We start from the raw sequence: 13,155 nt of genomic DNA, 5'->3' as shown, positions 1-13,155 counted from the left end.
TCCCTTGGACCCCGTACTTCTGGGCGAGGTTCTCGCCGGGCTGATGTTCTTTGGCGTGATCGGCATGCTGATGCTGGGCTTTCCGGTCGCCTTCACGCTGGCGGGCACATCGCTGATCTTTGGCACACTGGGCTTTTGGCTGGGCGTGTTCGACCTGTCGAATTTCGGCGCGCTGGCCAATCGTTACATCGGGTTCATGACCAATGAGGTGCTGGTGGCGGTGCCACTGTTCATCTTCATGGGGGTGATGCTGGAACGATCGCGCATTGCCGAACAGCTGCTGCTGACGATGGGCAAGCTGTTCGGGCGGATGCGCGGCGGGCTTGGCATTTCGGTCATCCTGGTGGGGGCACTGCTGGCGGCATCGACCGGGGTGGTGGGCGCGACCGTGGTGACGATGGGGCTGATCTCGCTGCCGGCGATGATGCGGGCGGGCTATGACCCCAAGCTGGCCTCGGGCGTGATCTGCGCCTCGGGGACGCTGGGGCAGATCATCCCGCCGTCCACCGTGCTGATCTTCATGGGCGACATGCTGGCGGGCATCAATGCGCAGGTGCAGATGGCCAAGGGCAATTTCGCCCCCTCGCCGGTGTCGGTGGGCGATCTGTTCGCGGGCGCCTTCCTGCCGGGGCTGCTGCTGGTCATGGTCTATATCGGCTTTGTGATCTTCAAGGCGGTGACGGACCCCGCATCCTGCCCCGCGACGCCGGTTCCGGCGGAGGAACGGCGCGATCTGGCGCGTGAGGTGGTGGTGGCGCTGGCCCCGCCGCTGGCGCTGATCATCGCGGTGCTGGGCTCGATCCTGGGCGGCATCGCCACCCCGACCGAGGCCGCATCGGTCGGCGCGGTGGGCGCCACGCTGCTGGCCGCGCTGCGCTGGCGGCTGTCCTTCGGCGTGCTTCGCGAGGTGGTCACCGCCACCGCCACGATCACCTCGATGGTCTTTGTCATCCTGTTCGGCGCCTCGGTCTTCTCGATCGTGTTCCGGCAGATGGGCGGGGACAATCTGGTGCATGAATTCCTGTCCGATCTGCCCGGCGGCATGACCGGGGCGATGATCGTGGTGATGGCGATCATGTTCGTGCTGGGCTTCATCCTGGACACGTTCGAGATCATCTTCATCATCATCCCGATCACCGCGCCGATCCTGCTGGACATGGGGATGGACCCGATCTGGCTGGGCGTGATGGTGGGGATGAACCTGCAGACCTCTTTCCTGACGCCGCCCTTCGGATTTGCGCTGTTCTACCTGCGCGGCGTGGCGCCGGGCACGGTCAGCACGGGCCAGATCTATCGCGGGGCGGTGCCTTTCGTGTTCCTGCAGATCGCGGCGATGGCCGCGCTGTTCCTGTTCCCCGAGGTGGTGACCTGGCTGCCCGCGGCGCTGCGCTGACCCCGGCGGGACATCGAAAACCCCATGAAAAAGGCCCGGCATCGCGCCGGGCCTTTGCCGTTTCGGGGCCTTTGTCGTTTCGGGCCTTTGCCGTTTCGGGCGGATCGGCCCGGGCGCGCCCGGGCCGGCCGGCGATCAGCTCAGCTGGAAGTGCTTGGCGCGCGCTTCCAGGAAGGACATGTCGGTGCCCTCGGTGCGGGTGCGCATCGTGTTCAGCGCCGACAGGAAGCTTTCGAAGGTCTTCTTGGTCAGGTCATCGCCGCTTTCGCGCAGGTCGGTCAGCACCTCGACCGAGGCCTTGGCGCCCGCTTCCAGAATATCGGCGGGGAAGGCGGAATGGGTGATCACGCCATGATCGTTGACCAGCGTGGCCAGCGCGCGCGGGTCGTTGGCATACATGTCCGACGCCACCTGATCGTATTCCGCCTGGCAGACATCGCGCACGATGGCCTGCAGGTTGGCGGGCAGCGCCTGATACTTGGCCTTGTCCACCACCAGTTCGGTCGCCAGGCCCGGCTCGATGAAGGACGAGGTGTAGTAGTGCTTGCGCACCTGATGGAAGCCAAGCGCCAGGTCATTGTAGGGGCCGACGAATTCGGCGGCATCCAGCGTGTTGTTCTGCAGCGCCTGGAAGATCTCGCCCGCGGCCATGTTGGTCACCGAGGCGCCGATCTTGCCCCAGACCTGCCCGCCCAGACCCGGCGTGCGGAAGCGCATGCCCTGGATGTCCTCAAGGCCCTTCAGCTCATTGGCGAACCAGCCGCCCGCCTGGGTGCCGGTGTCGCCCGACAGGAAGCCCTGCAGGCCGAACTGGTCATAGATCTCATCCCAGATTTCCTGCCCGCCCATGTAGCGCACCCAGGACGTCAGCTCGCGCGAGGTCATGCCAAAGGGCACGCCGGTAAAGAACGACAGCGCGGTGGACTTGTTCTGCCAGTAATAGGCGGCGCCGTGGCTCATCTCGGCGGAACCGTCGATGACCGCGTCCAGCGCCTGCAGCGGCGGCACCATTTCACCGGCGGCAAAGACCTGCACCGTCAGCTGGCCGTCGGATGCGGCGGTGATGCGGTCGCCCAGACGCTGGGCACCGACGCCAAGGCCCGGGAAGTTCTTCGGCCAGGTGGTGACCATGCGCCAGGTGATGCGGCCCTGCGCGATGGCGGGCGCGGCCAGGGCGGATGCGGCAGCAGCGGTTCCGCCAATGGCGGATGCCCGCAGGAATGAGCGACGATCCATGATTTCCTCCAGATTTGTTCTTGTGCGGCCGTTCTGGCGCAAAGTGGCGAGAGTTAAGCACATCACCTGCCAGCTGCAAAGCCCGAAGAACTTGGAAACGCATGACTTTTTGGACAGGCAAGGGCCCGGGGCACCGCACAGCGGCGCCCGACAGGGGGATGCGCAGAACATATCCGATTTTTGCGATTATTTCCCGGTTCAGGCATCGCCCCGCAACAAATGAAAAGAAAAATTCGCCTCTGCGTCATTTTGTTCGCGGTTTTGCCGTTGACGCCCCCGCCCGGGAAACATAATGTCCGGCCCAACGCAACGGAAAGGACAGTCGCAATGGATGCGATCCTTGTAGTCGGTGGGGCTTGGCGCATGGGCCGATGACGGCAGACCATGATGGTTCCCATGCGCCCCCGCCCGAAACGGGGGCTTTTTGTTGCGAAACGGGCTGATGGAGTATGATGATGTCACGGCAGATGACCGGCGCGAAAATGGTGGTGCAAGCCCTGAGGGATCAGGGCGTCGATACGATCTTCGGCTATCCCGGGGGCGCGGTGCTTCCGATCTATGACGAGATCTTTCAGCAAAATGAGATCCGCCATATCCTGGTGCGCCACGAACAGGCCGCCGTGCACATGGCCGAAGGCTATGCCCGGTCCACCGGCAAGCCGGGCTGTGTGCTGGTAACCTCTGGCCCCGGTGCGACCAATGCGGTGACGGGTCTGGTCGATGCGCTGATGGATTCGATCCCGCTGGTGGTGTTCTCGGGGCAGGTGCCGACCTTCATGATCGGCACCGATGGCTTCCAGGAGGCCGACACCGTCGGCATCACCCGCCCCTGCACGAAACACAACTGGCTGGTGAAGGATACCGACAAGCTGTCGGAAACCATCCATCAGGCCTTCCATGTCGCCACCTCGGGGCGGCCCGGGCCGGTCTTGATCGACATCCCCAAGGATGTGCAATTCGCCACCGGCACCTATACCGGCATGAAACAGGCGCGGGTCGATCACTATCAGCCCCGGAAGAAGGGCGATATCGAGGCGATCACCCGCCTGGTCGAGATGATCGAAACCGCCGAACGCCCGATCTTCTACACCGGCGGCGGCGTGATCAATTCGGGCCCCGCGGCCAGCCAGCTTTTGCGCGAACTGGTCGATGCGACGGGCTTTCCGATCACCTCGACGCTGATGGGCCTGGGCGCCTATCCGGCCAGTGGCAAATCCTGGCTGGGGATGCTGGGGATGCACGGCCTTTATGAGGCGAACCTGGCGATGCATGGCTGCGACCTGATGATCAACCTGGGCGCGCGCTTTGACGACCGCATCACCGGGCGGATCACCGATTTCAGCCCGAAGTCGAAAAAGGTTCATGTCGATATCGACGTCTCCTCGATCAACAAGGTGATCCCCGTCGATCTGCCGATCCTGGGGGATGTGGGCCATGTGCTGGAAGACGTGCTGAAGGTCTGGAAGGCGCGCGGGCGCAAGGTCAACAAGACCGGCCTGGAAAAATGGTGGAAGAAGATCGAGGAGTGGAAGGCCAAGAAATGCCTGACCTACAAACCCTCGACCAAGACGATCAAGCCGCAATACGCGCTGGAACGCCTTGAGGCGCTGACCAAAGGCCGCGACCGTTACGTCACCACCGAGGTCGGCCAGCACCAGATGTGGGCCGCCCAGTTCCTGGGCTTTGAGGCGCCGAACCGCTGGATGACATCCGGCGGCCTGGGCACGATGGGCTATGGCTTCCCGGCCTCGATCGGGGTGCAGATCGCGCACCCGGACGCGCTGGTGATCAACGTCGCGGGCGAGGCCAGCTGGCTGATGAACATGCAGGAAATGGGCACCGCGACCCAGTTCCGCGCGCCGGTCAAGCAGTTCATCCTGAACAACGAACGCCTGGGCATGGTGCGCCAGTGGCAGCAACTGCTGCACGGTGAACGCTACAGCCATTCCTGGTCGGAAAGCCTGCCCGATTTCGTGAAACTGGCCGAAAGCTTTGGCTGGAAGGGCATCCGCTGTGACGATCCGGCCAAGCTGGACGATGCGATCATGGAAATGCTGGAATACGACGGCCCGGTGCTGTTCGACTGTCTGGTGGAAAAGCACGAAAACTGCTTCCCGATGATCCCGTCCGGCAAGCCGCATAACGAAATGCTGCTGGGCGATGCCTCGACCGAGGGCGCGATTCAGGCGGGCGGCGCGGTGCTTGTGTGACAGGTGACCGGGGGCTTCGGTCCCCGGACCCTTAATGACTTTTGCATAAGGAGAGAGGCGATGGCCGCTCTGAACATCAAGAAAGGCTCGACCAGCCATTCTGCCTATGACCTGCGCGACAGCCACAGCCAGGTTGAAACCAGCCACACGCTGGCGGTGATCGTGGACAATGAATCGGGCGTTCTGGCCCGCGTGATCGGCCTGTTTTCCGGTCGCGGCTACAACATCGACAGCCTGACCGTGGCCGAGGTCGACCACAAGGGCCACCGTTCACGCATCACCATCGTCACGCGCGGCACGATGGCGGTGATCGACCAGATCAAGGCGCAGCTGGGCCGGATCGTCCCCGTCCATGAGGTGCATGACCTGACGGTCGAGGGGCCTTCGGTGGAACGCGAACTGGGCCTGTTCAAGGTGGCCGGCACTGGCGAAAAGCGCGTCGAGGCGCTGCGCCTGGCCGATATCTTCCGCGCCAATGTGGTCGATTCGACGCTGGAAAGCTTTGTCTTTGAAATCACCGGCACATCCGACAAGATCGATGCCTTTGCCGATCTGATGCGCCCGCTGGGTCTGGTGGATGTGGCGCGCACCGGCATTGCGGCGTTGGCGCGCGGGGTCTGACCGGGGCCAAGCCGAATTGCAGCGGGCCGGGGTTTCCCGGCCCGTTTGCCGTTCATTGTTCGCGAAAGGCCCGCTGCATCGAATCGGTTATGGGCTTGACCAGATATTGCGCAAAGCTGCGTTCGGCGGTCTGGATCATCACCTCGACCGGCATCCCCGGCAGCGGCGCAAAGCCCGGCACCCGGCGCAGTTCGGATGACGGCAGTTCGACCCGCGCCAGATAAACCTCGCGCTGGACGCCCTCGGTCCGGTCGGCGATCGCATCGGCCGAGACGTAGAAGACCCGTCCCTGCAACACCGGCGTCGTGCGCTGGTTCAGCGCGATCAGCCGGACCGAGGCCACCTGCCCCACCTTCACGCTGTCGATATCATTGCGCGCGATCATGGTTTCGATGATCAGCGGCGCCTCGGCGGGCAGGATTTCGGCGATGACCTTGCCCGCCTCGATCACGCCGCCTGCGCCGGAATAATTCAGCCGCACCACCGTGCCGGTAACCGGCGCCTCGATCACAACACGCTTTAGCACCGAGCTTGCCTTGCGTTCCTGTTCGCGCACGGTGTCCAGTTCGGCCTGCACCTGCTGCAGTTCATCCAGCGCCGCCTGGCGATAGGTGGAAATCGCCTGATCCATCTGCGCGCGGTAGCGGGCCTGCATCTCGGCGCTTTCGGTGACCTCGGCGCGCAGCCGGCCAACCTGGCCTTCGGTTTCGGCCAGCGCGCGGCGCAGGGCATTCATCTCGGTGCGCCGGATCAGCCCCTGTTCCAGCAGCTGCGCCTTGCTGGCATGATCCTCGCGCAGGATGTCCAGCTGTGCCTCGGTCGCGGTCAGCTGCGCGCTATAGCCCCCGGCGCGGCTTTCCAGCGCGGAAATGTTGCGCGTCAGCAGCGCCAGTTCATTGGTCAGCCGGGTGCGCGCAATCTCAAAGGACAGGCGCTGGCTGTCCAGCATGGCGGCGATTTCGGGATCGGCGCGGGCCGGCGTCAACCAGTCGGGAAAGACCAGCCGGTCGGCCTGTTCATATTCGGCCAGAAGCCGCGCCTCCATCGCGTCCAGGCGCGCGCGGCGCAGGAACAGCGCGCGTTCATTGGCCAGCGCGGCGGTTTCATCCAGCCGCAACAGGGCAGCGCCTTCGGTGACGAAATCCCCTTCGGACACCGAGATTTCCTTGATGATACCCCCTTCCAGATGCTGCACCATCTTGTTGCGCCCGGTGGCCACGAATGACCCCGGCGCCATGATCGCGGCCGCCAGCGGCGCGGTGAAGGCCCAGACGCCAAAGCCGCCAAATGCCATGGCCAGCACCAAAAGCCCGAAGATCACCTGATTGCGGATCGACCGGGGCACCTCATCATACCAGGGCGCGGAATAGGCCTGGGCCGGGGGGGTGACGGGGGCGGGCAAATGCGCTTGGGTCATGCCGGGGTTCCCTTCATCGGGGCGCCGCCGTTCAGGGCGGGATTGGCCTGCGGGGGGGCCTGCACGGGTGGGCGGGCGCGCTGGCGCTTTTCCAGTTCCTTCAGCACCTGATCGCGCCAGCCGAACAGCGCGATATTGCCATCCGCCAGCAGCATGATCTTGTCCACCGCGCTCAGGATCGACGGCTTTTGCGTGATCACCACCGTGGTGATGCCATGGGCACGCGCATGGCCCAGCGCCCGCACCAGCGCCTGATCGCCCGCCGTATCCAGGTTGGAATTGGGTTCATCCAGCACCACGAATTTCGGATCGCCAAAGAAGGCGCGCGCCAGCCCGATGCGCTGTTTCTGGCCGCCCGACAGGGGCGATCCATCCGCCGCGACCACCGTTTCATAGCCATGCGGCAGGCCTGCGATCATGTCATGCACATCCGCCAGCATCGCCGCGCGGTGGATCGCCTCATCGCTGGCATCATCGCGCATCCGCGCGATATTGGCCTTGATCGTGCCGGGGAACAGCTGCACGTCCTGCGGCAGATAGCCCACGATTTCACCCAGCTGGCGCGGATCCCAGTTGCGCAGATCCATCAGATCCAGCCGCACCGCCCCCGATGTGGGCAGGATTGAGCCCACCAGCATCTTGCCCAGCGTGGTCTTGCCCGCGCCCGAATTGCCGATGATGGCCAGCGCATCGCCCGGCGCCAGCGAAAAGGTCAGCGCATTCAACACCACCGTGCGCGTGCCTGCGGGCACATACAGCAGCCGTTCCACATCAAGCCGCCCCTCGGGGTGGGGCAGTCGCAGCCTGTCGAATTTCTGCGCGCTCGATTGCAGCAGCCCCGCCACCCGGTCATAGGCCGCGCGCGACAGAAGAAAGCTGTTCCAGCCCTCGATCGACCCCTCGATCGGCGCCAGCGCCCGCCCCGCGATGATCGAGGCCGCGATCACCATGCCCCCGGTGATCTGCCCGTCCAGCGCCAGCCACGCCCCCCAGCCCAGCATCGCCACCTGCGTCAAAAGCCGCACCATGCGCGAGGCCGAGGCGGTCAAGATGTTGCGGTCCTGCGCCTCGACCTGCGCCTTGAGCGAGGCGGCCGTATCGCGCCCCCAGATCGTCACCGCCTCGGGGATCATGGCCATGGCGTTGATGATCTGGCTGTTGCGCGCCATTGATTCCAGATGCAGGTTCGCCCGGCTTTGATGCGCCGTGGCGCGGCGGAACCCGTCCGAGGTCAGCCGCTGGTTGATATAGGCAAACACCGCCAGCGCCGCCGCCGTGGTCACCACGATCATGCCCAGATGCGGATGGATCAGAAAGATCGCCAGGATGAACAGCGGCGCGAAGGGCACATCCAGAAACGACAGAAGCGTGCCCGACACCAGGAAAGACCGCAGCTGGTTCAGATCGCCCAGCGTCTGATATTCGCGCCCGTTGGAATGAAGCGCCGCCTGCGCCGCCGCCGACAGGATCGGCGCGCCCAGCCGCGCGGCCACATCGGTCGCGGTGCGCATCAGCACGAAGCGGCGCACCGCATCCAGCACCGCCTGCACCACGATCGCGCCGGTGATCACCAGCGTCAGCATCACCAGCGTATCGGTCGACCGCGAGGTCAGCACCCGGTCCGAGATCTGGAACAGATAGATCGGGATCGACAGGATCAGCACGTTTGTGGCGCAGGTCATCAGCCCGACGAACAGCATATTGGCCCGGATGCGCCGCCGCGTGTCGCCCAGGGTGCGGGTGTAATCGACCGGGCCAAGCCGACGGTGAAAGCTGGCCCCGCCGCCTTGCTGTCCCGGGGCGGCCTGGTTCGCACCGCCACCATCCGCGCGGCCGCCCCCCGTGCCGGGGGCGTCGCCCGCCCCTGCCGCCCGGGCGGCGGGGGGATCGTCCGCGCGCGGGACGCGGGCTTCGGGGGACAGGATCAGCGGGTCGGTCACGGGTTTTCTCCCGGTGCGGAACAGGGGCGGGGCGGTGTCGGTCGCGGATCTGGTGGCCTGCATCGCAATCCTTTTCGTCATGTCAGAACGCTGTGCATCACGTCATGACCGGGCACCGTCATCCCGGTATCGGGCGCGATCGCCAGATCGACCTCGGACGGCAGGATCGGGTCGATCATCCCCTCGGCCAGAAAGGCCACCGCCTCGGTGGCCAGCGCGCCCAAGCCACCCTCCAGCGGCGCGGCATCGGTATCCAGCAGACCCGCCTGCCAGATGACCGCATCCGAATAGACCCCGCCCCCGGCCATGACGGTGCTGTCCACGCCCGCCTGCGTCAGCGTCGCGGCGTTGATCAGCACATTGTCCCCCGCCGCAAGGTCCAGCGGCAGCAGCCCTTCACCGGCGTAATGATCGGCCAGCACCGCGATCTGGTCGGCATCGCCCAGGATGTTGACCTGGGTGATCGCATCCAGCCGGATCAGGTCGCCCTCGATATACAGAACACGCAGCGCCTCAAAGCCTTCAAACAGCGGATCGGCGGCGATGGCGGACAGATCGTCCCTGCCTTCGGCCAGCGCCTGCAACACATCGGCAAAGCCTGCATCCAGATCGGTATGGTAATCGACCCCGACCCGGTTCAGCGCGGCTTCATTCCACAGGGTATTGCCGTGGCTTTCCACCGCGCCCAGGCCCTGCGGCCCCGCCCCGCCCATCAGCAGCACATGGTCATTGTCCAAAAGCACGTTGACCTGCTGGATCAGGGTCAGGTCGATCATCTGCCCGCCGATCATGATCAGGTCGTAATGCGCCCCCAGCGCCAGCAGGCTGTCCAGGTTCACCAGGGCGTTTTCGCCCATCGCCACTTGCAGCCCGTGATGCCCGGCCTCAAACCGGGCGACATCGTCATCGGACAACAGGTTGACCTTCAGAACCCAATTCTCGATCAGCACATCGCCTTCGATCCGCGTCACCGCCCAATGCGCGGGCAGGATCGGATCGGCCGGGCCATCGCCGGCGGCGGCCTGCGCGGCCTCGGTGCGGGCATTGGCCAGGGCCTGGGCCGCGGCAAGCTGGGACTGGCTGGACAGGCTGGCGATGTTGAACGCCGCCGAGGCCGTATTGGCACCACCCGCATTGGCCCCACCCGGACCTGCCAGATCGGCCGGGCCCTCAACCCGGTCGCGATCCGACAGCAGGTTGACCTGTGCGATCACGGAAAGCGCGGTCACGCTGCCCGCCACCGCGATCACCGGCGCATCCAGCCAATCGTGGCCCAACGCGGTTTCGTTGATCAGAAGGTTGCCCCCGGTCGTGACCTGCTGGGCCAGCGGCGCGGGATCGGTCTGCAGCGTTACCGCGTCGTCCGGGCCCTCCTCGGGCGCGGGAGTGCGGGCGTCCAGCACCAACTGCAGATGGTCAGGCACGGCGCTGGCCAGCACGCCATTGACCACGATACCCCCGGTGAAGGGCACGATCGCGTCGTCCGCATCGGGCAGCGCATCGCCCGCGCACAGCAGGGTGATCTGCGCCGCCACGAACGCCAGCGCCGGATCGGTCGTGGCCAGATCGTCGCGCAGCTGCGTCATCGCCGCCGCGCCGGTCAGGCTGGCCCCCAGCGGGGCCACCTGCATCAGCTGCCCCGCCAGCGCCACCAGCGCCTCAAGATCCGCGGCCAGCGCGGCAAAGGGGATCGGCGCGCCCAGCGGGCTTGCGGCGGTGGCAAAGATACCGTCCAGCCAGATGTCCTGATCCTGGGCAAGGTTGTATTGCAGCGTGATGACCGCGACCTGATCGGCGGGGGGGATCGTCCAGGTGATCTGGCCCGATGCGACGGGCAGCGCCACCGCGGGCAGTGCCGCGGGCGGCGCGGGCAAGCCAGGCACCGCCAGCGCCGGGCCCGGTGCCCCCGCGACCGGCGCCGCCCAGGCCGCGCCGGGCACCATCGCCCCGGCAGGCAGGCCCGCATCTGGCAGGCGGGGGGCCACAAAGGACAGATCGGCGGGGGCCAGCAGGCTTTCGACCTTGACCGTCACATGTGGCAAGGGCGGCGGGTCCGCGATCTGTTTGGCGGCATAAACCAGGCGATCATGGTCCAGCCGCAACATGGCCCGTTCGACAAGAAGCTGAAAATGACCGATAAAATGGGCAATCGTTTCGGAATGCAGATCAAACATCGCTCCCCTCCTTTCCTTGCGGATCGGCCCCGGGGGGCCAGTCTGCATCGGGGCCTGGCAGTCCTGCGGGATGCGGAACCAGAAGGCCTGAAACCCCGCGCCGTCTTGGGGGAAACGGCGCGGGGTCTTCCGGCGGGGCCGGTCCCGGATCAGCGGTCTTGGGGTTGACCGGCCAACCGGGGGCCGCCTGCCGGCAGTGTCACATCACAGCTCGTCATCGCCCACATAGCTTGAGCTGAGCGAGCCGCCGACGACCGTGGTATCGACGGAATTTCCAAGCACGTTGGCCCCCATCACGATCGACTGGTTGAAGGCCGTGGCGCTAAGCTGGGCCGCGGCGCTGGCATAGGATTCGCCGGTGACGATGCCGTCATCGCCATTGCCCGACCCCCAGGACCCAAGGCCGCCCGCATTACCACCGGCGCCGCCATAGGCATAGCCGCCCGCGCCGCCCATGCCGCCCTGCGCCATGCCGCCGCCGGCCTCGCCATAGCCGCCGGTCGCGGACCCGGACCCGCCGGCCCAGGCCATCGCCCCGCCGCCGTCACCGCCCGCGGCCGAGCCAAGACCGCCCAAGCCACCCATCGATGAGCCAAGGCCACCCAGGCCGCCCTCGGACGAGCCAAGGCCACCCGTGCCGCCCGCGGCCGAGCCAAGCCCGCCCGTGCCGCCCGCGGCCGAGCCGCCGCCGCTGCCGCTGCCGCCGCCGGTGCCGCCCGCCCAGGAGCCTGCGCCCCCCGCATCGCCGGCATCGCCGCCCGGGCCATTGCCCGCATCGGCATCACCGCCGATCCCGGCGCCACCGTCGGCCAGACCCAGCCCCAGCAGACCAAGGCCAAGGCCGACCGCGCCGCCGCCCGAGGCGTCACCGCCCGTAGCATCGCCGCCATCGCCATCGCCGCCATCGCTCGTGCCGCCCGTGGCATCGCCCGACACGCCGATCCCGGCACCCAGCCCCAGGCCAAGCCCGACGCCCAGGCCAAGGCCGCCATCGCCGCCGTCAGCCCCTGCGCCGCCACCGGCGCCGCCCGTGGCCCCGCTGGACCCGCCGTTGCCACCATCGGCATCGCTTTGGCCGCCGTCGCCGCCATCGGCCTCGCCGTCGCCGCCGCTGCCACCATCGGCCTCGGCCGCGCCACCGTCACCCGACTGTGCGCCGGTGCCGATCGCGATGCCGCCGCCCGCGAAGGCCGCGCCGCCGTCATCGCCCTGGGACCAGGCATCGCCGCCATGACCGCCTTCGCCGCCCGTGGCATCAATGCCATCGGCGGCATGGGCCTGCCCGCCCGCAGCGGTGCCGTTGAAGGTGAAGGGCGCATTGTTGGCCACGCTGGCCCCGCTAAGGTCGTCATTGTCGGTCAGAACGTTGCCTTGGGCGTTGACCAGACCCACGTCGTTGCCCCCGCCGGTCAGCGCGCCGTTCAGAATGTCGTTCAACGCGACATCATGGCCGTTCTCAAAGCTCATGCCGCCGTTCGACATGAAGATGTCGCCGGTGGACGAATGGCTCAGGTCAAGATCGGCGAAGTCATCATCCGAGGGCATCATCCCATCCAGCCCCAGATCAATGTCCACATCGACATCCACATCGACATCCGTATCCGAGGTGACGCCGACATCGGTCTGCGAGGTGTTGGTGTTGGCATTCGTGTTGCCATTGGCATTGGCGTTGCCATTCATGTTGCCATTGGCATTGCCGTTCATATTGCCATTGCCATTGGCGTTGCCGTTCATGTTGCCATTGGCGTTACCGTTGGCATTGCCATTCGCATTGCCGTTGTCATTGTCATTGGCATTGTCATTGGCATTGTCGCTGACGCTATATTGGCCCTGCATCTGGCCCTGGCCCTGCATCGCATGCTGGCCTTGGTGCTGACCCTGATCCTGGTCCTGATCCTGGTCCTGGCTCTGGTGCTGATTGTCCCAGTCGCCCCAGAAATAGTTGTTGCGTTTCATCGATCCTCACTCCTGTCGGGGACCGCAGCGACCGCCATTCATCTGACAGGCGGTATCGTGCCCGGTCCGGTTCGGCGCTGATGCGCCTGTTGGGCCGGCATGGGCGCGCAAAACCACCGTCCGACGCCGGGGCGTCGGGGCATTGCCTGTCCATGTCGGGTTTCAGGTGCTGGTGGACCGCGCCACCAACATGCGCGATCTTTCGGCA

General features: G+C 66.1%; 8 protein-coding genes. 3 read left to right on the top strand and 5 right to left on the bottom strand.

Features of this window, described 5'->3' with window-relative positions:
* The first annotated feature begins 4 nt into the window (after nucleotides 1–4).
* Complete coding sequence (locus MXB90_RS11825; RefSeq protein WP_250044998.1) at nucleotides 5–1,393, top strand: TRAP transporter large permease; 1,389 nt, start codon at nucleotides 5–7, stop codon at nucleotides 1,391–1,393.
* A 135-nt stretch (nucleotides 1,394–1,528) separates the two neighbouring features.
* On the opposite strand, the gene MXB90_RS11820 is transcribed toward MXB90_RS11825, so the two are convergent.
* On the bottom strand, nucleotides 1,529–2,629 hold the full coding sequence (locus MXB90_RS11820; RefSeq protein ID WP_250044996.1) for a TRAP transporter substrate-binding protein: 1,101 nt from the start codon (nucleotides 2,627–2,629) through the stop codon (nucleotides 1,529–1,531).
* Between the two features lie 455 nt (nucleotides 2,630–3,084).
* Here MXB90_RS11820 and MXB90_RS11815 point away from each other — a divergent pair, with 455 nt between their 5' ends.
* The gene (locus MXB90_RS11815; protein WP_250044994.1) at nucleotides 3,085–4,839 is read left to right on the top strand and encodes an acetolactate synthase 3 large subunit; all 1,755 of its coding nucleotides are present in this window, start codon (nucleotides 3,085–3,087) and stop codon (nucleotides 4,837–4,839) included.
* A gap of 60 nt (nucleotides 4,840–4,899) precedes the next feature.
* Nucleotides 4,900–5,460, top strand: a complete 561-nt coding sequence (gene ilvN, locus MXB90_RS11810; RefSeq protein ID WP_250044992.1) for an acetolactate synthase small subunit — start codon at nucleotides 4,900–4,902, stop codon at nucleotides 5,458–5,460.
* A gap of 52 nt (nucleotides 5,461–5,512) precedes the next feature.
* Here ilvN and MXB90_RS11805 read toward each other — a convergent pair whose 3' ends face one another.
* The 4 genes from MXB90_RS11805 to MXB90_RS11790 all read right to left on the bottom strand — a co-directional run bounded on the left by MXB90_RS11805 (nucleotide 5,513) and on the right by MXB90_RS11790 (nucleotide 12,947).
* Nucleotides 5,513–6,877, bottom strand: a complete 1,365-nt coding sequence (locus tag MXB90_RS11805; protein ID WP_250044984.1) for an HlyD family type I secretion periplasmic adaptor subunit — start codon at nucleotides 6,875–6,877, stop codon at nucleotides 5,513–5,515.
* Nucleotides 6,874–8,880, bottom strand: a complete 2,007-nt coding sequence (locus tag MXB90_RS11800; RefSeq protein WP_250044983.1) for a type I secretion system permease/ATPase — start codon at nucleotides 8,878–8,880, stop codon at nucleotides 6,874–6,876. Before MXB90_RS11800 ends, MXB90_RS11805 begins: the two co-directional genes overlap by 4 nt.
* A 14-nt stretch (nucleotides 8,881–8,894) precedes the next feature.
* On the bottom strand, nucleotides 8,895–10,991 hold the full coding sequence (locus MXB90_RS11795; protein WP_250044982.1) for a hypothetical protein: 2,097 nt from the start codon (nucleotides 10,989–10,991) through the stop codon (nucleotides 8,895–8,897).
* Between the two features lie 204 nt (nucleotides 10,992–11,195).
* A complete protein-coding gene (locus MXB90_RS11790; protein ID WP_250044981.1) occupies nucleotides 11,196–12,947 on the bottom strand; it encodes a hypothetical protein in 1,752 nt (583 codons plus the stop codon).
* Between the last annotated feature and the right edge of the window lie 208 nt (nucleotides 12,948–13,155).

The sequence above is a fragment of the Phaeovulum molybdatiresistens genome (assembly GCF_023544865.1).
Taxonomy (GTDB): domain Bacteria; phylum Pseudomonadota; class Alphaproteobacteria; order Rhodobacterales; family Rhodobacteraceae; genus Pontitalea.
Note: the sequence above shows the minus strand (reverse complement) of the source record. Positions and strands in the feature narration are given on the sequence as shown.